Origin of the sequence: Corallococcus sicarius, assembly GCF_003611735.1 — a bacterium.
Taxonomy (GTDB): Bacteria; Myxococcota; Myxococcia; order Myxococcales; family Myxococcaceae; genus Corallococcus; species Corallococcus sicarius.
The window spans coordinates 1-26,356 of the sequence record NZ_RAWG01000120.1; the positions used below are offsets into that span (position 1 = coordinate 1).

Below are 26,356 nucleotides of genomic sequence, written 5' to 3' on the forward strand. Positions count from 1 at the left end.
GATTTGCGCGGCCGCTCCCGTCCCCGCCCCATCCGGAGCGGCCGCGCAAATCAACGCGGCCCGCGGCGCCCAGGCCCTCACCGAGGAGGAGCTGACGCCCGAGGCGCTCAACCGCACCCGCATCCAGCAGGAGGCCCGCTTCCTCTTCCAGAGCCTGCTGACCGGCGACGTGCGCTCCGCGGCGGCGGAGCTGACGTACCCGTTCCAGTTGGAGGACAAGCGCTACAACACGCCCGAGGAGCTGGTGCAGACGTGGGTGAAGCAGCTGCGCACCCGCCGCACCGACCTCGTCACGCTCTACGACATCGAAGTGATGCCCATGGCGGAGATGGAGAAGAAGTACGGCAAGCCCCCCGCGCGCCTGGGCCTGGACCCGCGCGCGCTCAAGGACACCTGGGCCGCCGTGGGCAACCTCTCCGGCCACGCCGCCATCTTCCTCTTCCGGGGCAACGGCGGCCTGAGCTGGCAGGCCTTCGCCTACACGGACTGAAGCGCGGCCACGAAGTCCCGCAGGCGCTTCAGGCCCTTCTGGAGCACCTCGCGCGAGGTGACGAAGCTCATCCGGATGTAGCCCGGCGCGCCGAACGGGTCGCCCGGCACCGCCGCCACGAGGAAGTCGTTGAGCAGTGCCTCGGAGAGCTGGAGGCTCGTCGTGAGCACCGTGCCCTTGTAGGAGCGGCCCAGCAGGGCCCGCACATCCGCCATCGCGTAGAAGGCGCCCTCGGGCAGCCGGCAGCGGATGCCTTCAATGGCGTTGAGCCCCGCGACGAACAGGTCCCTGCGCTCGCGGTACTCGTTCACCATCGCGGTGATGGTGTCGGAGGGGCCGTTGAGCGCCGCCAGCGCCGCCTTCTGGGTGATGGAGGACGCGTTGGACGTGGACTGGTCCTGCACCAGCTGCATGCCGGAGATGAGCGCCTTGGGGCCCGCCGCGTAGCCCAGCCGCCAGCCCGTCATCGCGTAGGACTTGGACAGGCCGTTGGACACGAGCAGCCGGGGCACCAGGTCCGGCGCCACGTTGCCGATGTTGAGGAACTCCCCCGTGTAGAGGAGCTTCTCGTACATGTCGTCGGTGATGAGGATGCAGTCGTGGTCGCGCACCGCCGCCGCGATGCCCTCCAGCGTGGCGCGCGAGTACACCGCGCCCGTGGGGTTCGCGGGGCTGTTGAGGACGATGGCGCGCGTGCGCGGGGTGAGCGCGCGGCGGATGGCCTCCGGGTCCGGCGCGTAGCCGTCCTCCTCGCGCGTGGGGACGATGACCGGCGTGCCTCCCGCCAGGTGCACCATGTCCGGGTAGCTCACCCAGTACGGCGAGAAGATGATGACCTCGTCACCGTCATCCAGCAGCGCCTGGAACGCGTTGTAGAGCGACTGCTTGCCGCCGGCCGTCACCACCACCTGATCCGGCGTGTACTTGAGCGCGTTGTCCTTCTCCAGCTTGCGGCAGACGGCCTCGCGCAGCTCCGGCATGCCCGCCGTGGCCGTGTACTTGGTGAAGCCCGAGCGGAGCGCGTCGATGGCCGCCTGCTTCACGAACTCCGGCGTGTCGAAGTCCGGCTCGCCCGCGGCCAGCACCACGACGTCCTCTCCCTTCGCGGCAAGCGCCTTGGCGCGCGCGTTGAGGGCCAGGGTGGCGGAGGGCTTGATGGCATGCAGCCGGCGGGCGAGTTTCATGCCGTCAATGCCTAGCCGGAAGTGCCAGGACGGACAAGGCCCTTCCGGCGCGCTGCGTTGTCCGGTGGCCTACGGCTTGGTGCCGAACTTCTTCTTCAGCCCCGCGTAGACGTTCGGGGGGACGAGCCCTTCCACGTTCCCCCCGAAGGAGGCGACCTCCCGGACGAGCTGCGAGGAGATGTAGAAGTAGTCCTCGCCCGTCATCATGAAGACGGTGTCGATGTCCGGCGCCAGCTTGCGGTTCATGTTCGCCAGCTGGAACTCGTATTCGAAGTCCGACACGGCCCGCAGGCCGCGGATGACGACGCTCACCTGGCGCTGGTGCACGTAGTCCACCAGCAGCCCGTGGAACGCGTCCACCTCCACGCGGCTGTCCTTGCACGCGTCGCGGATGAGCTCGATGCGCTCCTCCTGGCTGAAGAGGGGCGTCTTCTTCGGGTTCACCGCGATGGCGACGATGAGCCGGTCGAACATCTTCAGGCTGCGCTGGATGAGGCTCAGGTGCCCGTTGGTGAGCGGATCAAACGAACCAGGATAGATGGCAACCGGCATGGGTGACGGGGAGTCTCGGCGGCCCCACGCAACCGGTCAAGCGCACGTCACGGGGCCCGGTAGAAGCTGACCAGGGTGTCCCCGAACCGGCGCTGGTCATCCCGGGTGAGCCCCGCGTGGGCTTCCGGGGATTCCTCGCGCTTGTCGTGCTCCACCACCACCATGCCGCCCGGGGCCACCACCCCCGACGCCGCCACGGCCTCCAGCACCGTCTCCACGACGCGCGCCGCGTAGGGCGGATCCGCGAAGATGAGCTCGAAGCGCTCCCCCTTCTTGCCCAGCGTCTCCACCGCCCGCGCCACCGGCTGCGCCAGGATGGACACCTGGGCCGCGAAGCCCAGCGCGTCGGTGTTCAGCCGGCAGAGCGCCTGGGCCTCGCGGTCCTGGTCCACCAGCACCACCCGCCCCGCCCCGCGCGACAGGGCCTCCAGCCCCAGCGCCCCGGTGCCGGCGTACAGGTCCAGCACCGCCTGCCCGTCCAGGAACTGGCCCAGCATGTTGAAGATGGTTTCGCGGACGCGGTCCGCCGTAGGGCGGATGTGTCCGGACGACGGCTTGGGACCCTGCAGGGCCCGGCCCTTCGCGCTGCCTGCCACGATGCGCATGAGCGCCCTTCTAGCCCAGGTCCCCGGCCGGCTTCGCAAGGAACGCCATCGCCCCGGAAGCCGTGCGCCGGGCCCCCAGCGCCGCGATGACCTCCGTGGCCTCCGAGAAGGACAGCGCCTCCAGCGTCTCGCGCGCGCCGTCCGTCAGGGGCGGCAGCCCCTCCTCCAGCATCGACAGCAGCTCCCCCGCCGGCATGCCCGCCGCCTGGGCCTTCGCCACCACCTGGGCCCGGTCCTCGGCAGGCCAGGCGCGCAGGGCCAGGGGACCGAACGGGCCCCCGCAGTCCACCTTGCGCACCCCCGCCGCCACGTAGCTGGACAGCCCCCGCGGCGCCGCTTCCGACAGGTCGCCCACCGTCACCGCCACGCCCCGCGCTCCGGCCAGCTCCACCACCTGCCGCAGCAGCTCCACGTCCGGGTCCCCCGCCCCCAGCTGCGCCTCCGTCACGCGCAGGAAGCGCGGCGGCACCTTCCACTGCGACAGCCCCTCCAGCAGCGTGCCGCACGCGTCCAACAGCCCTCCCGCAGAGAGCTGGGGCGGGGACACCTCCAGCGACAGCTCACGCTCCGTCAGTGGGGCCACCAGCGCCGTGACGGCCTCCACCGCCTCGTAGGACGTGAGGCGCGACAGCTCCAGCGACACCAGCGCGAAGCCTGCGTCCACCACGCGGAAGAGGCCGTCCTTGAGCGCGTCCAGCACGTCCGCGTCCGTGGAGCTGACCCGCACGGGGCCCGCCTGGAGGAACAGGGGCCGGGTGTGCTCGGCCTCCACGGCTGCCGCGTGCACCGCCAGCACGAAGCGCTCCGCCGCGCCCCGGTCCGCCAGCGGGTGCGGACACGCCAGCCCCAGCACCGCGTCCTCCGCCCGCGCCGCGCGCAAGAGCCCCGGCAGCGAGCCCTTGGCCAGCACGGGGAGGCACGGCAGCGCGGCCGGCACGGACTCCAGCGCGCGCAGCAGTTCGCGTGGATCCAACAGGGGCACCCGGGAGCCCGGGCCCACCCGCGCCACCACGTTGCCCGGCCGCAGCGTCAACACCTTGTCCAGCACGCTCATAGGAGCCGGCGAGAATCCCCGCCCCGCGCCCCTTTCGCAAGGACGTCAGTGCACCTCGCCCAGGTGGGCGTAGGCCTGGCTCTCAATCTGGATGGTCGTGTGGTCGATGCCGAACCGATCAAACAGCTCGTGCTTCACCGCGGACAGGATGTCGTCGTTGTTGCAGACCATCGGGTCCGCCACCACCAGGTGCGCCGACAGCGCGTACATCCCGCTGGAGATGGTCCACACGTGCAGGTCGTGCACCGCCTGCACCCCCTGCACCTTGCCCATCAGCTCGCGCACCTGCTCCAGGTCCACGTGCGCGGGCACCGCCTCCAGCAGCACGTCCACCGCGTCCTTCACCAGCCGCAGCGCGCCCACGACGATGACGATGGAGATGAGCACCGAGATGATGGGGTCGACGACGTACCAGCCCGTCCACCACATGATGCCCGCGCCCACCAGCACGCCCACCGACGACAGCGTGTCCCCCAGCACGTGCAGGAACGCGCCGCGCACGTTCATGGAGTGCGTCTGGTGCAGGAAGCCCAGCGCCGCCAGGTTCGCCACGAGGCCGATGCCCGCGACGATGGCCATGGGGCCCAGCTCCACCGTCGCCGGCGTGCGCAGCCGCTCCCAGGCCTCCATCAGGATGAAGATGGTGATGACCAGCAGCATCACCCCGTTGAGGAGCGCGCTCAAAATCTCCATCCGGTAGTAGCCGTAGGTCTTCTTCAGGTCCGCGGGCCGGCCGGCGAACCACAGCGCCAGCAGGCTGAGGATCATCGCCGACACGTCGGTCAGCATGTGGCCGGCGTCGGAGAGCAGCGCCAGCGAGTTCGTCAGGAAGCCGCCCACCGCCTCCGCCACCATGATGGTGGCCGTCAGCCCCAGCGCGAACAGCAGCCGGCGCCGGTCCTTGCGACGCTCCTCCGCCAGCCCGCCCTTCCGGGGTCCGTGGGAGTGCCCATGGCCGTGCCCATGGCCATGGTGCGAGTGGTCATGGTCATGGTCGTGCGAAGGGTCGTGCCCGGCCCTGCCGTGTGTATGTGGGGGTGCGCTCACAGGGGCTCAGGGTACGCCAACAGCGCCTTCATCGGACAGAGGCCGCTGGATTGATTTCAGACAACCCCGTAGATCCATTGTCCTGATCCGGAACAGGGGGAGGCCCGCGGGGATGGACTTCGAGAAGCATCAGAATCTGCACACCATTGTCATGTTGAGGGATGTCATCCGCAAGTGGTGGCAGGTGGAGCTGTCGTTCGCGGATCGCAACGGGGTGGTGCACGACTGGCAGCGGGGGGACTTCATCCCACCGCCGAACGACTTCTGCCGCCACTCGCTCGGCTCGCGGGAGGGGATGCGGCGGTGCGCCCAGTCGGTGCGGGTGCTGCATGAGAAGTTCAAGGCGGCCAAGAAGGTGCGCCGCGCGCTGTCCCACGACTGCCACCTGCGCTTGAGCATCGTGGGGGCGCCGCTCTACATCCGCAACGAGTACGAGGGCTTCCTCTTCGTGGAGGGCTTCGCCCGCCAGCCGCTCACGCCCGAGGACGGCCACGTGCTGCAGGCCAAGATGCGCGACATCCTCCCCGGCGCGCACCTGGACCTGGAGGGCGCCCCGGAGCGGACGCCGGTGCTGGACGGCTCGGAGCTGAGCAAGCTGTCGGACCTGCTGGAGTTCGCGGTGACGGAGATCGCCAACCAGGAGGTGGAGCTCACGCGCAAGGAGGAGACCATCCAGTCCATGGCCTCCGAGCTGTCCAACCGCTACCGCTTCGAGAAGATCATCGGCCGCTCGGGCGCGATGAACGAGGTGTTCCGCCTGATGGAGAAGGTGGCCAACTCCGACTCCACCGTCCTCATCAACGGCGAGTCCGGAACGGGCAAGGAGCTGGTGGCGCGCGCCATCCACCACAACGGCCCGCGCAAGGACAAGCCGTTCGTCGTGCAGAACTGCTCCGCCTTCAACGACAACCTGCTGGAGAGCGCCCTCTTCGGCCACACGCGCGGCGCCTTCACCGGCGCGCTCAAGGACAAGAAGGGCCTCTTCGAGGTCGCCGACACCGGCACCTTCTTCCTGGACGAGGTGGGCGACATGTCCCCCGCCCTCCAGGTGAAGCTCTTGCGCGTGCTCCAGGAGGGCACCTTCCTGCCCGTGGGCGGCACGCAGTCGCGCGAGGTGGACGTGCGCGTCATCGCCGCCACCCACAAGGACCTGGGCGACATGGTCAAGCGGGGTGAGTTCCGCGAGGACCTCTACTACCGCATCAACGTCATCCGCCTCCAGCTGCCACCCCTGCGCGAGCGCAAGGACGACCTGCCCGTGCTCATCGACCACTTCCTGCGCAAGCACCACCGCGAGGGCCAGCGCGCCCGGGGGCTCGCACCGGAGGCCCTGGGCATCCTGGGCGCGTACGCGTGGCCGGGGAACATCCGCGAGCTGGAGAATGAAATCGAGCGGCTGCTCGTGCTCGGCGGCGAGCTGGAGGTCATCCCCGCGGAGCTGCTCTCCAGCCGCATCCGCGACACCGTCGTCCCTGGCGGCGGGCCCTTCATCGCCCCGCGCGCGCACGGAAAGCTGCACGAGGCGGTGGAGTCGCTGGAGAAGGAGATGATCCACCAGGGGCTCGTGCGCACGCGCAACAACAAGAGCCGGCTGTCGCGCGAGCTGGGCATCAGCCGCTCCAACCTCATCCTCAAAATCACCCGCTACGGGCTGGACAAGGGGCTGCCCGAGGCGCTGTCGGAAGGGATGGACGAGGAGGTGGAGGCATGAGCGGCGCCATCGGCCACGTGATGTCCTTCCGTCAGGACTCGCTCCGGGTCCCCGACGGCGCGGACCTCTACTACCAGGTGCGCGGCGAAGGCACCCCGGGCATGGTGCTCTGCGACGGCCTGGGCTGTGACGGCTTCGCGTGGAAGTACCTCCTGCCCTACCTCGGCCGGCGCCACCGGGTGCTGCGCTGGCACTACCGGGGCCACGGCAAGAGCAGCGTGCCCACGGACCGCACGCGCATCGGCATGGCGTACACCTGCGACGATTTGGCGCGGGTGATGGACGCCGCAGGCCTGGATCAGGCCGTCCTCTTCGGCCACTCCATGGGCGTGCAGGTGGCGCTGGAGTTCCACCGCCGCTACGCCCGGCGCGTGCAGGGGCTGGTGCTGGTGTGCGGCAGCTACGGCATGCCGCTGGACACCTTCCACGACTCCACCCTGCTCAAGCGCCTCTTCCCCACCCTGCGCAGCGCCGTGGAGCGCTTCCCCCGCCACACCGCGCGGCTGGTGCACGCGGCGCTCACCACGGAGCTGGTGGTGCAGCTGGCCATCCGGCTGGAGATGAACCCGGACCTCATCGCCCGCAACGACCTGGCGCCCTACTTCACCCACCTGGCCCAGATGGACCCTGTCGTCTTCGTGCGCACCCTGGACTCGCTGGCCAACCACACCGCGTGGGATCACCTGGAGCACGTGGACGTGCCCACCCTGGTCGTCGCCGGGGAGAAGGACCGCTTCACCCCCGGCTGGCTCTCCCGGAAGATGGCCGAGCGCATCCCCGCCTCCGAACTCCTGATGATCTCCGAGGGGACCCACACCGCGCCGTTGGAGGTCCCAGGACTGGTGGAGCTGCGCGTGGAGCGCTTCCTCCACGACCGCTTGGGGGTGGAAACCGGGAATCCAGGCCCCAGGTAGGATAAGCGCGGGGACGGGGGAGGGCCCTCCTGTCTGGTCGCTAAACACCCGCGTTCATTGCAGGCGGCACGCCCCCGGCATATAAGCCCCCGCCTTCCGGGTTCCGGTGGGATTGAGAAACCCCGTTCTGGGCGTGTCTCTTCGCACCTCTTTCAGTCAGTCGGACCGCATGATCTCTCGCGAAAACATCCGCAACGTCGCCATTGTCGCCCACGTCGACCACGGGAAGACCACCCTGGTCGACCACCTGCTCCGGCAGGCCGGTACCTTCCGCTCCAACGAGCACATGACCGATCGAGTGATGGACTCGAACGATCTCGAGCGTGAGAAGGGCATCACGATCCTCGCGAAGAACACTGCCGTCTCCTACAAGGGGATGCAGATCAACATCATCGACACCCCGGGCCACGCCGACTTCGGTGGCGAGGTGGAGCGCGGTCTGCGCCTGGTCGATGGCGTCATCCTGCTGGTGGACGCGGCCGAAGGGCCCCTGCCCCAGACGCGCTTCGTGCTCACCAAGGCGCTCGCCATGGGCCTGAAGACGGTGCTGGTCATCAACAAGATCGACCGTCAGGACGCCCGGGCCAAGGAAGTGCTGGACCTCGTCTACTCGCTCTACATCGACCTGGGCGCGGACGATAAGCAGCTGGAGATGCCGGTCCTCTACACGGTCGCCCGCCAGGGTCAGGCCTCCACGTCGCTGGACGTGCCGGGCAAGACGCTGGAGCCCCTGTACGACGCCATCATCAAGCACATCCCGCCCCCGCCTGCGCCTCCGGCGGAGCAGACGACGCTCCAGCTGCTGGTCGCGAACCTGGACTACGACGACTACGTCGGTCGTCTGGCCGTGGGTCGCGTGCAGGCGGGCCGCATCACGGCCAACATGCCCGTCGCCGTCCTGCGCGATGGCGGCAAGGTGCAGCCGGGCAAGATCGTGAAGCTGTACGGCTTCTCCGGCCTGAAGCGCGTGGAGATCGCTGACGCCGGCCCCGGCGAGATCGTCTCCATCGCGGGCATCGAGGAGATCTCCATCGGCGACACCATCGCCGACCCCGAGAAGCCGGTGGCCCTGCCGCGCATCACCGTGGACGAGCCCACGATGATGATGATCTTCAAGGTCAACGACGGACCCCTGGCCGGCAAGGAAGGCAAGTTCGTCACCTCGCGCAACCTGCGTGAGCGCCTGTACCGCGAGGCCTACCGCAACGTGGCCGTGCGCGTGGAGGACACCGCGACGCCGGACGCGTTCCGCGTGGTGGGCCGTGGCGAACTCGCGCTGGCCGTCATCATCGAGAACATGCGCCGCGAGGGCTATGAGCTCACGGCCTCCAACCCGGAGCCCATCACCAAGACGGTGGACGGCGTGCTCCACGAGCCCATGGAGCTGGTCTTCTGCGACGTGCCGGAGACCAGCGTGGGCGTGGTGACGGAGCGCCTGGGGCCCCGCAAGGGTCGCATGACGGACATGCAGCAGCTGGGCTCGGGCCGCACCCGGCTCCAGTTCCGCATCCCCGCGCGCGGCCTCATCGGGTTCCGCTCGGAGTTCCTCACCATCACGCGCGGTGAGGGCATCATGAGCAGCCAGTTCGACGGCTTCGAGCCGTGGTTCGGCTACATCCCGAAGCGCGCCAACGGCGCCATCGTCTCCGACCGCCTGGGCGACACCGTGCCCTACGCGCTGTTCTCCATCCAGGAGCGCGGCCAGCTGTTCGTGAGCGAAGGCGTCACGGTGTACGAGGGGATGATCATCGGCGAGCACTCCCACCCGTCCGAGCTGAACGTCAACTGCTGCCGCGAGAAGAAGCTCACCAACATCCGCGCCGCCGGCCGCGACGAGAACGTCATCCTCGTCCCGCCGCGCGAGATGGGGCTGGAGAAGGCCCTGGAGTGGATCGCCGACGACGAGCTCGTCGAGGTGACGCCCAAGTCCGTGCGCATGCGCAAGAAGGCGCTGGCCAACGGCGACCGCTACCGCGCCGAGCGTGAGCGCAAGCGCGAAGAGCGCAACGACTAAGGGGCGCTCTTCCCCTTTCCGGGAAGTCTTCCAGAGGCCGTCACCCCGCATCCGGGTGGCGGCCTCTTCTTCGTTCCCCGAGGCCTGGCGACGCTGCCCGGCCTCAGAACGTGTACTTCACCCGGGGGAACACGGCGAACGTCATGATGTTGGGCCCGATGATGTAGCGCCCCAGCACATCCGCGCCGACGGTGAAGTGCTCGAAGGACGTGGCGTACTCCACGCCCACGCCCAGGCCCGCGTTGAACGCGTTGACGGAGCGGCCCGGGTCACCCGCGTCCGGGTCCACGGGCGTGGGGTCCAGGCGCGTGTAGCCCGCGGCCACCTTGGGCGTCAGGTAGAAGCGGTTGGCCAGCTTCACGTGGTACGCGGCCGTCAGGTCGCCAAAGGCCACGGTGAAGTTGTCCGACAGGGCGCAGATGTTGGAGTCCGGCAGGTAGCCCGCGAAGCAGTTCTGCGCGGAGGCCCCCAGCGCGAAGTGCGCCCCCAGCGACAGCCGCTCCGTCAAGTCGTAGCCAATGCCCAGCTGCACGTACGACTGCGCGTTGGAGTAGCTGTTCTCACCGCCCACGGTGAAGAACACCCCGAGGTCCGTCTCGGTGAAGAACCCCCGGCGCGTCTCGAAGGGAACGCCCTCCGGCGGCGTGGCCCCCAGGGCCGGCGTCCCCAGCGCGAGCGCGGCCCACAGCAGCGACTTCCTCACGACTCCTCCCGTCACGGTAGTCCTCTCGCTCCACTCGCACTCCCGGAGCGGCGCACGGACACTAGTGATGGCCGGCACGAAACGGCAGCGGGGAAAAACGAAAATGGCGTGGACCGTTTCGTCCACGCCATTTGGTCTTCCAGCCTACGAACCGACGGACGTCGGGGTCCTGCTGCCAGCTACCCCTCGGCGTCCGCGCCCGAGGGCGAGAACAGCCAGGGGTACGTCACGGACACCACGCCGCCGCCCTTGGGCTCCGGGAACTTCCAGCGACGGATGCGGGAGATCATGCAGTTCTCCGCCGGAGTGCTGCCCAGCGTCGTCTCCGCCACGTTGGCGTCCGCCACCGCGCCCGCCGGGTCGATGGTGAAGGCCACCGCGACCTTGCCGGCCAGGGACGGGTTCTTGTTCAGCTCCGACTCGTAGCAGTACTTGATCTCGTTCTGGTGCCGCCGGATGACCTTGGCGATGACGTCCTTGTCCAGGCCGCCCACCACCGTCGTCTTGCCGGGGATGACCTTGGTCACGGACTTGCCACGGCCGCCCAGGTCGATGCCGCCCGAGCCGCCCACGCCGCGTCCGGTGCCCTGGGTGCCCAGGCCACCGATGCCCAGCGCCGTGCCGCCACCGCCGTTGCCCGTGCCACGCGAACCCAGGCCGCCCACGCCCTGCGCGTCACCCATGGCCGCGCCGCCCTTGAGGCCGCCCAGCGAGTTGTTGATGCCGGTGCCGATGCCGCCCGGACCGAACACGTCCGACGCGCCACCCTTCATGCCCTTGAGCGCGCCCAGCAGGCCCACCTTGCCCACCACCTGGCGGTCCTTCTCCTTCTTGCTCTTGTCGACGACGTTGGTGCCCGGCTTCGAAGGCGCGGCCTCCTCCAGCTTCGCCTCCTCCTTGCCGAACTTGCCCTCTTCGTCCTTCGCCTTGGCGCCCTCTTCCACCCCGGAGAGCTGGAGCTTCTTCGCCTCCACCTTCTTCTCGGGGGCGATGAGGAACTTGGCCACGCTCTGCTGGGACTCGAAGACGTCGTCCGCGGAGCGCAGGTCCGAGTGCGGCGTGAGCAGCATCGCGGTGATGAAGGCGGCCGACGCCAGGATGCAGATGGCGGCGATCTTGAAGAAGCTGAAGTCGCGGTCGGCCAGCGAGGTGGCCAGGATGACCGGCGACGGCTTCACGTAGCGCATCACGAACGCCACGGTGCCCAGGGACACCTCGGCGCGGTCGTGCAGGCCCAGGGTGAACAGCTGCTCCTGGTCCGGGGCCGCCGCGTTGAGCTGGCCCAGGGCGCGCAGCGTGTCCTTGGTGCGCACGTCACCCTTGTTGGTGACGAACACGCCACAGCCCGCCGGAGCGCGCAGCTCCAGCTTGTCGCCCTTGCTCACCGCGAGCACGTGGCTCTTGCCCACCTGCGGCACGAAGACGTGGAAGGCGTTCTTCTGGCCCTCGCCGATGGTGACCGGAGCGCCGTCCTTGAAGTGCTGGACCTCCAGCATCTGGTCGCCCCAGAGCATGGACACCTGGAGCACCTTCGCCTCGGGCGTGGGCTGCGCGTCCGGAGGAAGGGGCTCCTGCAGGTGCGGCAGGGGCTGCGGCTTCTTCGCCGCCACCACCGCCTGCGGGGTCGCCTTGCGCACCATCGCCGGAGGGGCCTCGAACACGGGCGTAGGAGCCGCCGTGTGCGTCGTGGCCATCTGGGCGCCCATGCCGCCCACCGGCGCGGAACGCGGCGTGCTCACCGTGCCCACGACGTTGGAGGGTGCCGCTGCCTGCACCGGAGGAGGCCGGGGCGGCGCGACGTCGCGCCGGACCTGGACCTGGCCTTGGGCCTGGGGGCCCACCGGAGCCTGCTGCGTCGGGTGCATCGCCGGACGCTGCGGAGGCAGTTGCTGGAACACCCCGGGCTTCGCCACCGCCGCGCCCGCCGGAGCCACCGGCCGGGGCGTGTCACCGAAGAGCACCTCCACCCGCGAGGTCCCCACCGTCAACACGTCACCCGGCTTGAGCGCCGTGGGAATGACGAGCCGCTGCCCTGAAACCTGGGTGCCACCTTCGCTGCCCAGGTCGATGGCCGTTACCGAGCCATCGTGGTCCACCTTCAGCATCACATGGAGATTGGAGACCCGCGGGTCCTGAATCTTCACCGCCGCTTGGGCGCCCGACCCCACGATGACACTTTCCGCCTCCGACACAGTCTCCTGGATGGAGCCATCGGGGGTGGTGATCCGAAGCGTCAAACCGTTTTTTCTCGCCGCCGCCATGAAGTTCTTCCTTCTTCCCTTCCCGTCCCGAAAACGTTCAACGCCACCTGATCCGTCTAAAGATTGTCCGCCGACTTCTGCAACTCCGGGTCGAAGTTCTCCCGGACCTTGATGAGGCTCTGGAAGTCCGTCTTCTTGCGGTTGAGGACGTACGAACCTTCCGGCTTCGTGAGTTCGCCCTCGACCGCCACATCCGTGAAATCAATCACCGTCTTCTTGCGGTACACGGTGCGGTCCTCTTCCTGGATGACCTTCACCGAGTCCCGCCCGCTGTCCTGCGCCAGGGCCGGGCCCGCGCCCATCAGCCCCACCGTCACCATCGCTGCCAGCAGTCGCTTCATGTGCCGTTCTCCATTGCAGGGCTCGCACCAACCCTAAGTCCCTGGATTCTATGGGGGTCGCCCGGCCGGTTGCACCTGGGGGGCTGGAGGCGGGAAGAAAGTTCTCATTCCCGCCTCCGGGGCGACTGTTGTTTCTTCAGGGCGCCGGGGCCGCCGGAGCGGCCTCCGTCGTCGCCTCGGGGGCCTCGCCCGCGGCTTCCACAGGAGCAGGAGCCTGCTCGGGCGCGGACGTGTCCTGGGGCAGCTGGTTCATCACGGACGAGCCCGCGCCCCCGGTGGCGGCGGCGCCCTCCTTCTTGGGCTCGCCCTCCGCCTCCGCCGTGGCGGCGGGTGCGGGTGCCGGCGGGTTCTTGAGCATGTTCTGCAGGCCCTGCACCTTGGCGGTGATGAGCTGCTTGTCATTCGAGGACGTGGCGCCCAGCTCCTTGCAGCGGTCGAGGAAGGCGATGGCCTTCTCGAAGCCCGAGCGGTCGGCCGCGTACGCCCAGCCCGCGCCGCACACGGCCTCCGGCTGATCCGAGCGGCGCGCGAGCACCTTCTCGAACGCCTCGCCCGCGGCCACGCCCTTCTTCGGATCCAGGCCCTTCTGTCCGTCCAGCGCGTACGCCAGGTACAGCTGGCCGTCCACGCCCTCGGGGTCCAGCGACAGGGCCTTGGCGAAGGAGCGCTCGGCGCCCGCGTAGTCGCGGTAGGCGAGCGCCAGCGCGCCCAGGTTGAGGTGGCCGGCGGCGAAGTTGTCGTCCAGCGACACGGCCTTCTGGAACTGGGCGAGCGCGCGCGGGCGGTCGTCCATCTTCAGGTAGATCATCCCCAGCGTGTTGGAGATGGCCGGGTCCTTCTCCGCCACCTTGCGCGCGTTGACGATGAGCAGCTCCGCCAGGCGGTACTGGCCCCGGTCGTACGCCACCAGCGCCAGCGTCTTGTACGCCTCCGGGTTGTCCTTGCTGCGCGCCAGCACGCGCCGGCCGGTGGCCTCCGCCTCGTCCAGCTTGCCCGCCAGCCGGTACGTCGCGGCCAGCCCGTTGAGGACGGGCTCGTCGTGCTCATGGCCGGGCGTCTGGAGCGCCTTCGTGTAGAGCGCGATGGCCTCCTCCAGCTGGCCCTCGTGCCGGTGCATCAGGCCCAGGTTCATCACCGACGGCGTGTGGGCGGGGTCGAGGAAGAGGGCCTTCTCGTAGGCGGCGCGAGCGTCCGCCGCGCGGCCCTGCTTCTCCGCGATGACGCCCAGGTTGAACTGGGCGTTGAGCGCCTGGGGCTCCTTCGCCACGACCTGCTCGAAGCCCTTGCGCGCGGTGTCCAGGTCCCCGGCCTCGTAGGCCTTCAGCGCCTCCGCGAACAGGTTGTTGGCGTCCCCCTTCTCCATCACGACGGGCGCGGGAGGGGTGGGCACCGTGGCGGCGGGCTTCTCCACCGCGTTCATCGCGACGGGCGTGGGCCGGGGGCCCGTGGCGCAGGCCGTGGTGAAGGCGAAGGCGAAGGCCCCGGCCAGGAGCATGCGCTTGGTGCGAAACCCGTTCATCTGCGTCGTCCCCATCCCCTTGAACTGGCTGCTGATGTCGCTGCTGTTCGTCGTCTTCACGGCTGCACCCCCTCGAGCCGGGCGGTGGGTTCGGACCGCGGACCCTCCGCGCCTTCCGGCGACGGGGCCGGCTTCGTGCCTTCCGGCTGCCTGGCGTCCTGCGCGGCGGGCTTCGGCTCCGCGGAGGCGCTGATGGGCCCGTGGAGGTCCTTCAGCACGCCCGCGGCGATGCGCGAATCACTGCTGCCCCGGTACGTCACCGGCCGCACCTGGGCGTAGGCGCCCGGACGGAAGCGGTTCAACTGGTCCTGCGCGGCCAGCGTCCACTCGCTGTAGATGCCCAGCTCGTAGGCCTTCTGGAGCCCCTTCTCCAGCGCCTCGCTGGACTTGTCCTCCAGGGGCAGCGCCAGCGTCTCCAGCTCGCCGCGGTACATGCTGAGCTGATCATCATCCAGGCCGGCCGGATCCGGCGAGTCCATGATGTTGCGCGCGAAGTCCGCGTACGCCAGGCCGATGCGCGTCAGGGCCGCGATGCCCCACTCGCCGGAGCCCGTGGCGAGCACCGCCGCGTACTCCTTCTCCACGCGCTGCATCTCGCGCTGCTTGGCCGTCAGGTCGCGGCGGATGGTGGAGACGCGCGTGAACTTGATGTCCGTGAAGCGCTTCCACGTGGGCTCCAGCGCCAGGAAGCGCGCGTGGCCGTAGGCGTTGAGCACCGCGGTGTCCTTGCGCACGCCTTCCGCCAGCTTGTTCCAGCCGCGCACCAGCTCGTCCTGCGCCTTCTCCTGGCCGCGCACGTCCTTCATCTTCTGGTACGCGAGCAGCTCATGGTACCGGGCCAGGTACGGCTGGCCCGCGGCGGTGCGCGAGTCCCGGCCGTAGGTGTCCACGAAGGCGCTGAAGGCGCGGGCCGCTTCGCCCCACTTCTTCTCCTTCTCCCAGACGAGCCCGATGGAGAACGCCACCTGGGGCACGTCCTTGCGGTCCTTGAAGCGCGTCAGGTAGCTGTTCCACGCGGTGACGGCCTTCTGGGACTCGCCCAGGCCGTCGTACCAGACGCCCGCGTTGAAGAGGGCATCCGCCACCCACGCGCCCGCCTCGTCCACCAGCGCCTTGCGCTCGGCGGCCTGCTGCTCGCGCTTGGAGCCCGCGTCCTCGGCCGCGCCCGGGACGTCATCCTTCTTCGCCACCGCGCCCGCCTTGGCCTTCTCCTTCTTGGCCTCGCGGGCCTTCATCGCCGCGTCGTACTCGGCCACGAAGGACTCCGACATGGCGGCGGCCTTCTTGAACTCGGCCACCTTCTCGTAGAGGCCGGACAGCGTGTAGCGGGCCTTCAGTTCGAAGGCGCTCGTCGGATACTCCTTGAGGACGCGCTCGCCGGCGATGATGCCCTTGTCGACCTCGCCCGCCTCCTGCGCGATGATCATCGCGTAGGTGAGCGCGCGGTCCGCGTTCTCCGACTTGGGGAACTCCGTCACGAAGGACAGGAACGCCTGGGCGGCCTTCGCCGGGTTCTTCTCCTTCTTGTAGACGACCTCGTCCACGTACTTGTACTGGCTGCCCTCCACCACGCGGGCCACGCGGGCCGCGAAGTCGGAGCCGGGCTTGGACAGCTTCGGGTTGCCCAGGAACTTGCGCGACAGGGTGTTGAGCTCGAACCACTCCTCGCGGCTCTCGAGCACGTACATGGTCAGGTCCGCGGCGTCGCGCGAGCGGCGCTCCTCCGGGAACTTCTCGATGATCTCTCCGAAGCGGCGGGCCGCGTCCACGAAGTGCGCGCGGTCGTAGAGGATGACGGCGGCCTGGTAGCGCAGGTCGATCTCATCCTGGTTGCCCGGGTACAGGCCGTTGTACGTGTCGCACGCGGCGACCAGGCGCTCCTCGAACTTCGTGAGCGGCTGCTCCGCCTGCTCCTTGGCGTCGCGCTTGACGAGCTTCTGCCTGGCGACGTCGCCCTTGTCCTTCTTCTCGTCGACCTTCTGGCCGTCCTTCAGGTCGCTCCGGGCCAGCTGGCCGCGCTCAATCTTGACGAGCTTGTCGTACGCGAGCACCGCGTTGTACGCGGCGCTCTTGCGGTAGGCCTCGTTGGAGACCTCGCGCGCGGAGTCGCGGTCCGGAATCTTGAAGGCGACGACGGCGTCGTACTCGGCGGCGGCGGCCTGCCACTCCTCCAGGGCCCAGAGGATTTCGGCGTAGAAGAAGCGGATGTTGAAGGCCGAGTCCGCGACGAACTCCGGGTTCTCGCTGGACGCGAACGCCTCCACGTACTGCTTGTAGATGTCGCGCGCGAGCCGGTAGGTCTCCACCTGGCGCGTCTTCTGCGCCTCCTGGTGGTACTCGGTCACCATCACGCGCATCGCCTCTTCGGTGACGCTGAAGGCGTTGCGCAGCACGCCCGCGTTGCCGGAGTTGGTGGTCCACCACTCGCCGCCCGGGCGGTAGAGGTCCACCATCCGCTTCATCTCCTTGCGGACCTGCTGGCGCTGACGCAGGCCCTCGTACGCGCGCACCACCGCCTGCTGGTACTCGGGCGCGTTCACGCCCATGGGCGCGTCGTCGATGAGGGTGCGGTACACCAGGATGGCGCTGTCGAAGTGGCCCGCGTCCACCAGGCCCGCGGCCGTCTTGGCGAGCAGCCGGCCCTGGCGCTTCGGCGGCGCCTTCTCCCGGAAGTACGCGAGCGCCTCCTTGGGCTGATCCAGCTGGACGTAGAAGACGGTCAGGTCGTTGAGCGCCTCCGTGCGCAGGTCGCCCAGCTCCTCGCCGCGCGTGCTGGCGTAGTCCACCACCTCGTGGAGCTTCTTCAGGCCCGCGTCCAGGTCGCCCGCGTTGAAGTCACACCAGGACAGCTTGTAGGTCGCGTAGGCGTAGATCTTCGGGACGCCGGAGTCGCGCGCCTTCTCGTAGTTCACCTTCGCGGGCGCGAGCTTGTTGTTCTCGAAGTAGTGGTTGCCCAGCTGGATGTACGCGTCCGGGACGAACTGCGACTTGGGGAAGTCGCGGATCAGCTCCTCGTAGCGCGCCACCGCGTCCTCGCGGCGGTTCAACTCGTAGAGGTTGTAGCCCAGCGAGAAGAGCACCTCGTCGCGGGCCGGGTACTCCGGGTACTCGCGGAGGATGTCCTCGTAGATGCGCATCGTCTCGGCGCGGTAGCGCTCCGAGTCGCGGTGATCCTGCTCCGGCGCGGTGGCCTTCTCGCCGCGCGCCTGGGCCGCGTCGTAGGCCTTCTCCGCCGCGAGGAACTTCTCCATCTCCAGCTGGTAGAGGTACTTGGACTTCTCCCAGTACAGCTCCGACAGGCGGTACTGCATCTCCGCCTTCTGGGTGGACGTCTCCTGCAGCTTGGGGATGAGGCGCTTGAAGCCTTCAATGGCCTCGTCGCGCTTCTTGTCCGCGAGCGCGTCCTTCTTGGAGTCCGCGATGCGTGGCACGTCCGCGAACTTGGCCGAGGCGGGCTTCACCCGCGCCGGCCCCTTGCGCATGTCCTGGGGCGCCACGCCGGGAGGCAACTCCGCCTTCTTCGCCTCCGCTGACTTCCTGGCGTCCTCCTTCTTGAGCGCGGCGTCGCCCTTCTTGCCCGCGGCCTTCGCCGCCGAAGAGGACTTCTTCGTCGCCACCTTGCGCGGCGGTGCCGTCGGCTCCGCCGCCTCCCCCACCCCACCAGCCGCGAGCGCAACGCCCACTGCCAGTGCACCGAACCGAAGAACCACCTTCATGCGAGCTCCTGGAGAACCGCGCCTCGCCAAAGTGGGCAAACTTCTGCCCAACTGGGAGGGACGCCGGAAAGTAGACGCGGGTCCCCGGAATGAGAAGTGGCCCAGAACGTGCCTTGTGCCCTCGCGTACGCGATCACCCCGAGCGAACTTCCAGGACTCAACAACGTGAAGAGGCCCCTCCCCCGTGACGCACTGTCACGGACAAGGGGCCTCGGAACCTCGTGCTTGCCGAGCAGCCGGGTACGCCCCCGGCCTACGTCATCCCTGCGTCGCGCCTACTTCTCCGCGCGTGCGGGGCAGCCCCGCTTGAGCGTGTACTGGTAGTAGCCGATCTCGTCGATCCAGAACTCGCCCTGGAAGCGCCAGTAGTTCCACGCCTCGCCCGGCATCTTCGGACGGTAGAGCGTCTGGCGCGTGAGCAGCGTCTTCTGGTCCACGCCCGCGGAGAAGAGGTCCTTCTCGTCGAGCGCCGTCTGGACGCGGATGATCTCCGCCTGGTCGGAGTAGGTGCGGAGGTTGTCCGCGGCCTCCTTGAGGCGGTTCTTCGCCAGCGTGCCGCCCACCTGGAGCAGCGTGCCGCGCACGTCCTCCAGCGAGGCCACCGTCTGCGCGGCCAGCGGCGTGCCGCGCCAGGGGCCTTCGGTGATGGCGCGCTTCTCCGCGTCCACGCGGGAGAGGGTCCGCAGCACTTCACGCACGCGCTCGTTGTTGCGGATCCACAGGTACACCGGGCGCGGCAGGCGGCGGTTCTCCGCGGCCACCAGGTTGAAGGCCTGCACGAGCGGCAGGTCCTCGCCGGTGAAGGGCTCCAGCTGCTTCGCCATGGGGCCATAGCGCTCGTCGAACGCCGCGAGCGTCGTCTTCACCTCGTCGTAGAGGCACGAGTAGTAATAGACGGTGGACTTGAGGATCCACGACTCCGGCTGGAAGGCGCCCTCGAACTGGGGCGCGTGCAGGGCCTGGAGGCTGCCCAGCGCGCCGCCGAAGTCCTCGTTCTGGAAGCGGGCGAAGCCGTTCTCGAACAGGGCCTGATCCCAGAAGCGCGCGTAGCGGGGCACGCCCTCGTAGGCCTTCACCGCGTCGGCGTACTCGCCCCGGCGGTAGTGCACGCGGCCCAGGGCCAGGAGCGCCAGCTCGCGCGTCTCCGGCAGCTCCACCTGCGGCTCCTTCGTGGAGAGCACCGTCTGGAAGGCGTTGATGGCCTCCTTGTCCAGCGTCTGCGCTTCGCCCGGGCGGCCCGGGAAGCGCGGATCGGCGAGCACCGTGCCCAGCAGGTAGCGGGCCTTGGCGTAGACGCGGCTGTCGGCGGGCACGGCCTCCAGGAGCGCGCGGGCCTCCTCGTAGCGCATGCGGCGCTGGGCGGCGGTGCCGACCAGGTAGTTGATGCGCGCGAGCACCTCCTTGGGCAGCGTGACCCACTGGTCGCGCACCTCGTCGGAGTAGGCCTGGTTCAGGATGCTGGGGATGAGGTTCTGCTCGTCCAAGAGCTGCTGCATGTCCACCAGCCCCTCGATGGCCTTGAGGTACGAGGGGTGCTTGGGGCCGGCGTTGACGATGGCGGCGTAGGAGATGAAGGCCGCGACGGGCAGCTCCTTCTTCGCGAAGGTCTGCGCCAGGTAGTACTCGGCCTTGCCCTTCAGGTCCGCGTCGTCCCCTTCGGCGAGCTGCGCGAAGAGGGGGGCGGCGGTGTCGAACTGGCCGGCGTTGAAGGCGGACAGCGCGCGGTTGTACGCGCCCACGTCCTGCTGGGCGGAGGCCTGCACGGGCCAGAAGGAAGCGGCGAAGACGGGCCCGAGGCCCGCGAGGACGACGAGGAGTCGGAGCAGTCGGGACATGGTTAGAAGAGCACCGAGAAGCCAGCGTAGAAGCTGACGTTGTTGAGGACGTCCGACGAGGGCTCGGCCACCAGGTCCCGGCCGAGGATGATGTCCTCGCGGTAGTTCTTCTTCGTCTCCGGATCGACGCCGTCGAACTTCGCCACCTTGCAGCTGCTGCTCAGGTTGAGCCCCTCGAAGGGCTGGTTCGCGGCGCGGGCGGCCTCCAGCGACTCGAAGTCCGCCAGGTTGCAGCCGTCCACCTTGTCCACGCGCGCGGTGTAGATGAGGTCGCGGACCTCCAGGCGGAAGGCGTAGGACTCGCCGAACTGCACGCGGAAGCCGCCGCCCACCTCGCCCAGGAACTTGTTGCCGGTGTCGCCGAAGCGCGCGGGCACCTGGTACGTCTGGCCCTCCACCTCGTTGGCCACTTCCGGGCGGATGAGGTGGCGCGTCTTGCCGATGCCCGCGCCACCGCTCAGCACCAGGCTGAACTGGGCCAGCGAGTTGTTGAAGAAGGCGAACTTGCCGTACAGCGGCGTCACCTCCACGCCCGCGTGCGCGCCCCACTGGAGCAGCAGCGAAGATGCGGCCTGGGCCTGCTCACGCACCTTGTCGATGAGCTCCAGGTTGAAGTCGCTCTCGTCGGAGTACCAGTTGTACTGGCCGCCCACCTGGAGGGCGAAGTTCTCCTGCAGGTGGTAGACGTAGTGCAGCGCGGTGCCCACGTGGTTGGTGAACTTGCCGTTCACCTGGACGACGCCGGGGTACAGCACCAGCTCGTGCTTGCCCTCGTCCGCGAAGCGCTTCTTCTGGACGATGTGGACGTTGACGTTCGGGTTGTAGAGCGGCGCGCCGTTCACCAGCCGCTGCTGCTGCGCGTCCGTGGTGCGCGGGGCCTCGCCGCCGGAGTCCAGCACCGGCGCGTCGCTGGGAGGGCTTTCGGGCGCGGTGCCCGACGTGGGCCCCGGAGCCTGGGGGCCTTGCGCGGGCGTGCCCTCCGCGTCGTCGTCGGTGGGCCGGGACGCGGGGGCCGCGTCGGGCGCCGTCTGGGGCACCGCGGGCGCGTCGCGCTGGGTGCGCGAGCGCTCGGGAGGCTCAGCCGGTGAAGGAGAAGCGGGCGCGGTCGTCTCCGGGCCCGAGGAGCCCGGGGCCGCCGCTGGAGCCGCCGCCGGGGCCGACTGTCCGGCCGGGGGCTGCGCGGGGGCCGCGCCCTGCGCGAGGGCGAGGGCAGGCACCGCTGCGACGAGGAGCGCGATGGAACGGAAGGGTCGCATAGGAAGGGGTCAGAAGGAGTAGGTGTAGCCGAGGTCGAACTGCACCAGGTGCGTGAGGCCCGGGCTGCCGGCGGGCTCGCCGGTGGGATTGCCGGCCTCCCAGTCGTCGCGCAGCAGGTTCACGCGGTAGCTGTCCTTGAAGATCCAGTCGCGCAGCTCCAGCCGCACGCCGTGCTTCTGCTGGATGAAGAAGCGGAAGCCCAGCGCGGCGGACACCACAGGCGCCACGCGCGACTCCTTCACCCAGTAGTTCTCCGTGGCCGAGCCCCGGTCGTCCACCGCCGTGCGGTTGTCACAGACGCCCGCCGCCCGGTCCACCACCTGGGTGCACTGGATGACGGACTCGCGCTTCAGGTTGCCCAGGCCGCCACCCGCCCAGAGGTAGGTCTGGAAGTGCACCGGGATGTCCGCGACGAGACTGATCTTCCCGTAGATGGGGGCCCACCGCGCGCCGATGACGCCGTGCAGGTTCATCTGCCACAGGTCCTCCAGTTCGTCCGTGACGCGCTTGTCCTCGCGGTCCAGGAAGGACTCGGAGATGGAGCGCGCCAGGCCCGTGTGGCGGCTGGCCGCGTAGCCCGCCCGCGCCTCCAGCGCGAACGTGTCGAACAGGTTGTAGGCGAGGCCGACGTTGAAGAAGTAGTGCGCCGTCAGGTGCGTCTGCACCGGCAGGCCCACGGACAGGGACAGCTCCGGATGGCCCGCGGGCTTGTACAGCCGGTTGCGGACGACCGCTGAGTCCAGGACGCCGTCTTCCTGTGCGGCGGCGCCGAGCGCCGTCAGCGAGATGCACAGCGCTGCGAAGACGCGAAGCGTGCGTGCGTTCATATCTCCTGCCCGGCCCGGGGGTGGGCCGTTGGGTAGACCGGCGGCCCGCTTCCGTCTGCAGCGACGGCGAGGCCCCGGCGTGGGACAGCCATGTGAGCACGGCGCCCCTTCACCGCAAGCGGAACCCAACGCGAGTCGGTAAAGTTTTCGCCCTTTGTCCCCAGGGAGACCAGCACTCAACGTTTCAGACGGGCTCACGCGGGCCCGGCCCGCACGGAGCGACGCCAGCGCCCGAAACGACGAACGCCCCGCCCGGAACCCGAAGGTGCCAGAAGCGGGGCGTCGAATGGGGCGCGCGAGTGCCGCGCGCCCCGACGTCAGCAGCGGTTTGAGACTAGCGCGCGGCCTTGTGCGCGGCGCGCATCGCCACCTTGATGCTGGGGCGCACGATCACGATGCTGTCGTTGTGGCCGGCGACCGCGCCCTTGACGAGCACGAGGCCCTTCTCCACGTCCACGTCCACCACCGTCAGGTTCTGGGTGGTGTTGCGCTCGACGCCGTAGTGGCCGGGCATCTTCTTGTTCGGGTAGGTACGGCCGGGCGTCTTACGCTGACCGATGGCGCCCGGGTGACGCTGATACTCGTGCGTACCGTGCGTCTTGGTCTGCGAACCCTTGAAGCTCCAGCGGCGCATGACGCCGGAGAAGCCGCGGCCCTTGGTGACGCCCGTGACGTCCACCAGCTCGCCCTTGGTGAACATGTCCGCCTTGACGGCCTCGCCCACGTTGAACGCGGCGGCCTCCTCGGCCGTGACGCGGAACTCACGCAGGTGGCGGCGCGGCGTGGCGCTGGCCTTCTTGAAGAAGCCGAGCTGCGGCTTGTTCAGGAGCTTCTCGCGAATCTCGCCGAAGCCCACGGTCACCGCGGAGTACTGATCCTTCTCCGGGGTGCGCTTGCCGACAACCAGACAGGTGTTGACGTCGATGACCGTCACCGGAACGAGGTTGCCCTCGTCGTTGAACACCTGGGTCATGCCGATCTTCTTGCCAATCAGACCCTTCACGTCGTCCTCACAGCGAGCGCCCGTGGCGCCGAAAGCCCAATGAATTCAATGAACTGGCCTACACGCGTACCCGCGGCCGCCAGGAAGCGGCGCAAGATAGCAAACACACACCCTACGTCAAGCAATACGGGCGGGTGTCCCCTTCACTGCGCGCGATCCAGCCGGGGATAGAAGGAAGCGAGCTGCGCCTCCGCGATTCGCTGGGCATACACCTCTTCGCCGAGGAGGAACAGCGCTTGATCCAGATAATCTTCCGCGCCCTTCGTCTCCTCCTCCTTGGCGGCGATGGCCTGATCGAGTTCCGCCATGCGCGCGTCGTGGACGCGCTTCTGCTCCTCGGCGGCGTCCTCCAGCTCGATCAGGCGCTTGTGCGCCAGGATGCCGGCCGCGCCGGGCTGGCCGGGCAGCGGGGTGAGCGAGGCGGCCAGCTGCGCCTCCCAGTCCTCCACCTCGCGGGCCAGGCGCATCTGCGCGATGCGGTTCTTCTTGAGGTTCTGCCGGGCGGCGTCCAGCTTGGCGGGGTCCTGGGTGGTCATCTCCAGGTCCGCCAGCTTCACATCCAGCTTCTTCAGCCCCGCGATGGCGTAGCGCAGGTCGGCGCGGCGGGTGGCCAGCGTCTTGCGCAGGCCCTTCACCTTGCCCTCCACCGCGTCCACCGCGCGCTTGAAGCGGCCGGTGATCTCCTTCTGGGCGGCGCACTCGTCCTCGTGCTGCGCGAGGTAGTCCTGGTACGCGACGTCTTCGTCGTTCATCTCCGCTTCCAGCGCCGCCAGTTCATCCCGGCGCGCCTCCAGCACCTCTTCGGCGCGGTAGACGCGTTCCATGGAGCGGGGGCAGTTCGGCTTGCCCGGGAGGACGTCCCGGGCGAGGTCGCCGAGCTGGAAGATGAGGTCGTTGTAGCTCTCCTTCGCCATGGGCGGATTCATACGCCCAAGACGCCTGGACTGTCACCGGCCGAGCACGGCCCACCTGCCCGGCCCGGCCGTCCACCCCGGAAACCCGAGGCGCCTCAGGAGTCGGCGGGGGCCGCCACGGCCTGGGATTCCCGGCGCACCGCCGCGAGGGCGCCTTCCGCCAGGGCGAGCAGCTCCCGGGCGCGGTCCTGCTCCTCGGTCCGGTTGAGTTCGCACACCCAGGCGGACGACAGGTCCGCGTGCTGGCGGGCCATCTCCGCGGTGCTCTCGTAGCGCGCGGCGGACGCCCGGGCGAAGGCGCCTTCGCGGCGCAGCTCCAGCACCGTGTCCGGATCCAGGTCGATCTCCTCCGGGGGAACCGGCAGCGGACCCCGCCCCAGCGCCGCCAGCCGGGCCAGCAGTCGGGACGCATGCGCCCGGCAGAAGGCGGCCAGCACCATCAGCCGCGCTCGCACGCGCGCGTCGTTCATGCGTTCCGCCAGTCCCGTCATTCGACGGGCCGACACCACTTCCGCCTCCCATGCGGCGGCCAGTGCAGCGGCCAACCGGGTATGCCTCGCGCCCATCAGCGTCCCTCCCCCACCCTCATCTGCCCAACCTAGGAACGCACGTGGGGTTATTCAACCGACCGCGCGAGCAACCATCCAATAGAACCCCATTCCCGCGAGGCCAATGGACGACACCCTCATCACCCTCGAGTGCAGCCGGGGGCGGCGCTGGAGGATGCGCAGCACGGGGACGAGGAAGGCGATCACCACCGCCTGGCCCAGCTCCACGCCCAGGTTGAAGCCCACGAGCCCCGGCACCACCGCGTCCCCCAGCCCGTGCTCACGCAGCGCGCCCGCGAACCCCAGCCCGTGCACCAGGCCGAACAGGAACGTGAGCCCCGCGCGGTGCCGGTGCTGGCGCAAGAGCAGGTTCTCCAGCGCCATGTAGAGGATGGAGGCGGCGATCGCGGCCTCGGCCCACCGGGTGCCCCGCGCATCCAGCGTCACCCACCCGAGCGCCGTCAGCCCCAGCGTCAGCGAGTGCGCCAGCGTGAAGGACGTCACCAGCACGAGCATGCGCCGGAACGAGCCTCCCACCAGCAGCACCGCGAGCAGGAACAAGAGGTGATCCGCGCCCTCCAGGATGTGCCGCAGTCCCAGGCCCACCCAGTCGCCGAAGCCGTCCGCCGCCTCGCGCGCGCCTTCCACCTCATGGGCCTGGGCGACGGAGGATCCCAGCAGCACCAGGGCCGCGAAGACGACCCGGGTGGCGGAAACCAGCTTCATCGCGGAAGGCAGCCTGCCCTCCACGCCCCCCGGCCGTCCACTTCCGGACCGGCCCGGCCCGGGGCGAAGCCCTGCCCTACTCGCGCACGAACTCCAACTGCACCTGCTGGCGGCCACTCACGCCACCGTGGTGCGTGCCGCAGCGCGGACAGATGAGGATGGACTGCCAGTCCCACGACGCCTGCACCTCTTCCCCGCAGCAGACCATGGGGAGCGTGCGCAGCACCTCTTCATCCGGCGGCAGCGGCCGGGGCAGCGGCTCCGGCGCCACCGAGACGAAGGTGGGGCGCGGGTTGTGCGACAGCGTGCGCTGCACGTACGCCAGCTGTTCGTAGCGCACGTGGTTGGCCCACGCGCGCGCCATGCGCTCCACGTGCGCGGACTGCTCCGGCGTGAGCCACGCATCCGGCAGCGCGCGGTGACCGCAGTACAGGCAGTGCCACGCGGGCAGCTCCTCCGACGTGTACGCCTCGTGGAGGTTCTCGAAGGGGAAGTAGCCCGCGAGCAGCCGCTGCAGCATCCCCGCGTCGTGACGGTTGGGGCGCGTCTTGAAGTTGCGCTGGCAGCGGGGACACTCGCGCCGCACGAAGCCCGCCTTGTCCCGCGGCAGCTCCAGCCACGCCATGTCCAGCGCCGGCACGTTCACGCCAGCCCCCGCCGGCGGCCAATGGAGGCCACGGCCAACACGAACGCGATGAGCGAGAACACCAGGAGGAGGTGCACCCAATGCCCCTCCGTCGAGCCGGTGATCAAACCCATCACCCACAACACCATCAAGATGATGCCCATGGTCCAGTACACGCCACGCCTCCCGCCACACAGGGGCCCGAGAATCAGACCCGGCGCAACCTAGGAACGCGGCCCCCTTGCGGCAACAGGCGGAGCTTTCTGCAGCCTCAGGTTGGGAAACAAACTTCCCTCCCCAGGCATTTTTTCAGACCGCGGCGGGCGTTGGCGGGCCCAATCCAGCCCCGCTCTTAAGGATCTCAAAGGAGGGACGCGCACGCCACGTACGCAGGCCCAGCCGCGTCTGGCGCTCCGCGTCGCTGGGGAGGCAGTCCAGCTGCGCGACGGCGTCCGGTTCGATGATGACAATCGCAGGCCGGTTGCCCAGGCCCGTCGCGAAGGCGGAGAT

The 26,356-nt window shown here is 69.2% G+C and carries 23 protein-coding genes and 1 pseudogene; 4 read left to right on the forward strand and 20 right to left on the reverse strand.

The window, feature by feature from the left end:
- Positions 1-490: pseudogene (locus tag D7X12_RS19550) on the forward strand (hypothetical protein); the annotation flags it as partial.
- Here the strand turns inward: D7X12_RS19550 and D7X12_RS19555 are convergent.
- The 5 genes from D7X12_RS19555 to D7X12_RS19575 form a co-directional block, all read right to left on the reverse strand.
- Positions 478-1,674 carry a pyridoxal phosphate-dependent aminotransferase gene (locus D7X12_RS19555; RefSeq protein ID WP_120626796.1) on the reverse strand — a complete coding sequence of 399 codons (1,197 nt, stop codon included), beginning with the start codon at positions 1,672-1,674 and terminating at the stop codon, positions 478-480. The pseudogene D7X12_RS19550 and the gene D7X12_RS19555 overlap by 13 nt on opposite strands.
- A 69-nt stretch (positions 1,675-1,743) precedes the next feature.
- Positions 1,744-2,226, reverse strand: a complete 483-nt coding sequence (gene coaD / locus D7X12_RS19560; RefSeq protein ID WP_120626797.1) for a pantetheine-phosphate adenylyltransferase — start codon at positions 2,224-2,226, stop codon at positions 1,744-1,746.
- A gap of 47 nt (positions 2,227-2,273) precedes the next feature.
- Entirely contained in the window at positions 2,274-2,831 is a 558-nt protein-coding gene (rsmD, locus tag D7X12_RS19565) for a 16S rRNA (guanine(966)-N(2))-methyltransferase RsmD (protein WP_120626798.1), read from the reverse strand.
- A gap of 10 nt (positions 2,832-2,841) precedes the next feature.
- The gene (locus D7X12_RS19570) at positions 2,842-3,885 is read right to left on the reverse strand and encodes a hypothetical protein (RefSeq protein WP_120626799.1); all 1,044 of its coding nucleotides are present in this window, start codon (positions 3,883-3,885) and stop codon (positions 2,842-2,844) included.
- Between the two features lie 45 nt (positions 3,886-3,930).
- Positions 3,931-4,932, reverse strand: a complete 1,002-nt coding sequence (locus D7X12_RS19575; RefSeq protein ID WP_120626800.1) for a cation diffusion facilitator family transporter — start codon at positions 4,930-4,932, stop codon at positions 3,931-3,933.
- Between the two features lie 112 nt (positions 4,933-5,044).
- Here D7X12_RS19575 and D7X12_RS19580 point away from each other — a divergent pair, with 112 nt between their 5' ends.
- The 3 genes from D7X12_RS19580 to typA all read left to right on the forward strand — a co-directional run bounded on the left by D7X12_RS19580 (position 5,045) and on the right by typA (position 9,571).
- Positions 5,045-6,643, forward strand: coding sequence for a sigma 54-interacting transcriptional regulator (locus tag D7X12_RS19580; protein WP_120626801.1), 1,599 nt, complete (start codon positions 5,045-5,047; stop codon positions 6,641-6,643).
- Entirely contained in the window at positions 6,640-7,557 is a 918-nt protein-coding gene (locus tag D7X12_RS19585; RefSeq protein ID WP_120626802.1) for an alpha/beta fold hydrolase, read from the forward strand. Before D7X12_RS19580 ends, D7X12_RS19585 begins: the two co-directional genes overlap by 4 nt.
- A 169-nt stretch (positions 7,558-7,726) precedes the next feature.
- Positions 7,727-9,571: a translational GTPase TypA gene (gene typA, locus D7X12_RS19590; RefSeq protein ID WP_120626803.1), complete on the forward strand. Its 1,845-nt coding sequence runs from the start codon at positions 7,727-7,729 to the stop codon at positions 9,569-9,571.
- A gap of 103 nt (positions 9,572-9,674) precedes the next feature.
- Here typA and cglE read toward each other — a convergent pair whose 3' ends face one another.
- From cglE to D7X12_RS43760, 15 genes are all read right to left on the reverse strand, one after another.
- Positions 9,675-10,274, reverse strand: coding sequence for an adventurous gliding motility protein CglE (gene cglE / locus D7X12_RS19595; RefSeq protein ID WP_120626804.1), 600 nt, complete (start codon positions 10,272-10,274; stop codon positions 9,675-9,677).
- Between the two features lie 179 nt (positions 10,275-10,453).
- Positions 10,454-12,535, reverse strand: a complete 2,082-nt coding sequence (locus D7X12_RS19600; RefSeq protein ID WP_120626805.1) for a TonB family protein — start codon at positions 12,533-12,535, stop codon at positions 10,454-10,456.
- Positions 12,536-12,591: 56 nt separating this feature from the next.
- Entirely contained in the window at positions 12,592-12,876 is a 285-nt protein-coding gene (locus tag D7X12_RS19605; RefSeq protein WP_120626806.1) for a hypothetical protein, read from the reverse strand.
- A 136-nt stretch (positions 12,877-13,012) separates the two neighbouring features.
- Complete coding sequence (locus D7X12_RS19610) at positions 13,013-14,455, reverse strand: tetratricopeptide repeat protein (protein WP_120626807.1); 1,443 nt, start codon at positions 14,453-14,455, stop codon at positions 13,013-13,015.
- Positions 14,452-18,111, reverse strand: a complete 3,660-nt coding sequence (locus D7X12_RS19615) for a tetratricopeptide repeat protein (RefSeq protein WP_120626808.1) — start codon at positions 18,109-18,111, stop codon at positions 14,452-14,454. The genes D7X12_RS19610 and D7X12_RS19615 overlap by 4 nt, the downstream gene beginning before the upstream one ends.
- Before the next feature lie 275 nt (positions 18,112-18,386).
- Complete coding sequence (locus tag D7X12_RS19620) at positions 18,387-19,946, reverse strand: tetratricopeptide repeat protein (RefSeq protein ID WP_120626809.1); 1,560 nt, start codon at positions 19,944-19,946, stop codon at positions 18,387-18,389.
- Between the two features lie 2 nt (positions 19,947-19,948).
- A complete protein-coding gene (locus D7X12_RS19625) occupies positions 19,949-21,202 on the reverse strand; it encodes an outer membrane beta-barrel domain-containing protein (protein ID WP_120626810.1) in 1,254 nt (417 codons plus the stop codon).
- A gap of 9 nt (positions 21,203-21,211) precedes the next feature.
- Positions 21,212-22,030, reverse strand: coding sequence for an outer membrane beta-barrel domain-containing protein (locus D7X12_RS19630; RefSeq protein WP_120626811.1), 819 nt, complete (start codon positions 22,028-22,030; stop codon positions 21,212-21,214).
- A 334-nt stretch (positions 22,031-22,364) separates the two neighbouring features.
- The gene (gene rplC / locus D7X12_RS19635; RefSeq protein ID WP_120609258.1) at positions 22,365-23,033 is read right to left on the reverse strand and encodes a 50S ribosomal protein L3; all 669 of its coding nucleotides are present in this window, start codon (positions 23,031-23,033) and stop codon (positions 22,365-22,367) included.
- A 143-nt stretch (positions 23,034-23,176) separates the two neighbouring features.
- Positions 23,177-23,947 carry a hypothetical protein gene (locus D7X12_RS19640; RefSeq protein WP_120626812.1) on the reverse strand — a complete coding sequence of 257 codons (771 nt, stop codon included), beginning with the start codon at positions 23,945-23,947 and terminating at the stop codon, positions 23,177-23,179.
- 95 nt (positions 23,948-24,042) lie between these two features.
- Complete coding sequence (locus D7X12_RS43750) at positions 24,043-24,417, reverse strand: hypothetical protein (RefSeq protein ID WP_244224654.1); 375 nt, start codon at positions 24,415-24,417, stop codon at positions 24,043-24,045.
- Positions 24,418-24,567: 150 nt separating this feature from the next.
- Positions 24,568-25,221, reverse strand: a complete 654-nt coding sequence (locus D7X12_RS43755; RefSeq protein WP_208719155.1) for a HupE/UreJ family protein — start codon at positions 25,219-25,221, stop codon at positions 24,568-24,570.
- Between the two features lie 76 nt (positions 25,222-25,297).
- Complete coding sequence (locus D7X12_RS19650) at positions 25,298-25,867, reverse strand: hypothetical protein (protein ID WP_120626813.1); 570 nt, start codon at positions 25,865-25,867, stop codon at positions 25,298-25,300.
- A complete protein-coding gene (locus D7X12_RS19655; protein ID WP_120626814.1) occupies positions 25,864-26,022 on the reverse strand; it encodes a lmo0937 family membrane protein in 159 nt (52 codons plus the stop codon). The genes D7X12_RS19650 and D7X12_RS19655 overlap by 4 nt, the downstream gene beginning before the upstream one ends.
- 133 nt (positions 26,023-26,155) lie before the next feature.
- Positions 26,156-26,356 (reverse strand): hypothetical protein (locus D7X12_RS43760; RefSeq protein WP_208719157.1); only part of this gene is annotated, 201 nt, incomplete at its 5' end.

Bases quoted from the DNA above. Each gene is read 5' to 3' on its own strand.
- D7X12_RS19580 (WP_120626801.1), top strand. From the start codon at position 5,045: ATGGACTTCGAGAAGCATCAGAATCTGCACACCATTGTCATGTTGAGG.
- D7X12_RS19570 (WP_120626799.1), bottom strand. From the start codon at position 3,885: ATGAGCGTGCTGGACAAGGTGTTGACGCTGCGGCCGGGCAACGTGGTG.
- D7X12_RS19615 (WP_120626808.1), bottom strand. From the start codon at position 18,111: ATGAAGGTGGTTCTTCGGTTCGGTGCACTGGCAGTGGGCGTTGCGCTC.
- D7X12_RS19625 (WP_120626810.1), bottom strand. From the start codon at position 21,202: ATGCGACCCTTCCGTTCCATCGCGCTCCTCGTCGCAGCGGTGCCTGCC.
- D7X12_RS43750 (WP_244224654.1), bottom strand. From the start codon at position 24,417: ATGAACGACGCGCGCGTGCGAGCGCGGCTGATGGTGCTGGCCGCCTTC.
- D7X12_RS19630 (WP_120626811.1), bottom strand. From the start codon at position 22,030: ATGAACGCACGCACGCTTCGCGTCTTCGCAGCGCTGTGCATCTCGCTG.
- D7X12_RS19640 (WP_120626812.1), bottom strand. From the start codon at position 23,947: ATGGCGAAGGAGAGCTACAACGACCTCATCTTCCAGCTCGGCGACCTC.
- rsmD (WP_120626798.1), bottom strand. From the start codon at position 2,831: ATGCGCATCGTGGCAGGCAGCGCGAAGGGCCGGGCCCTGCAGGGTCCC.
- D7X12_RS19620 (WP_120626809.1), bottom strand. From the start codon at position 19,946: ATGTCCCGACTGCTCCGACTCCTCGTCGTCCTCGCGGGCCTCGGGCCC.
- D7X12_RS19555 (WP_120626796.1), bottom strand. From the start codon at position 1,674: ATGAAACTCGCCCGCCGGCTGCATGCCATCAAGCCCTCCGCCACCCTG.
- D7X12_RS19585 (WP_120626802.1), top strand. From the start codon at position 6,640: ATGAGCGGCGCCATCGGCCACGTGATGTCCTTCCGTCAGGACTCGCTC.
- D7X12_RS19605 (WP_120626806.1), bottom strand. From the start codon at position 12,876: ATGAAGCGACTGCTGGCAGCGATGGTGACGGTGGGGCTGATGGGCGCG.
- coaD (WP_120626797.1), bottom strand. From the start codon at position 2,226: ATGCCGGTTGCCATCTATCCTGGTTCGTTTGATCCGCTCACCAACGGG.
- D7X12_RS19600 (WP_120626805.1), bottom strand. From the start codon at position 12,535: ATGGCGGCGGCGAGAAAAAACGGTTTGACGCTTCGGATCACCACCCCC.
- typA (WP_120626803.1), top strand. From the start codon at position 7,727: ATGATCTCTCGCGAAAACATCCGCAACGTCGCCATTGTCGCCCACGTC.
- D7X12_RS43755 (WP_208719155.1), bottom strand. From the start codon at position 25,221: ATGAAGCTGGTTTCCGCCACCCGGGTCGTCTTCGCGGCCCTGGTGCTG.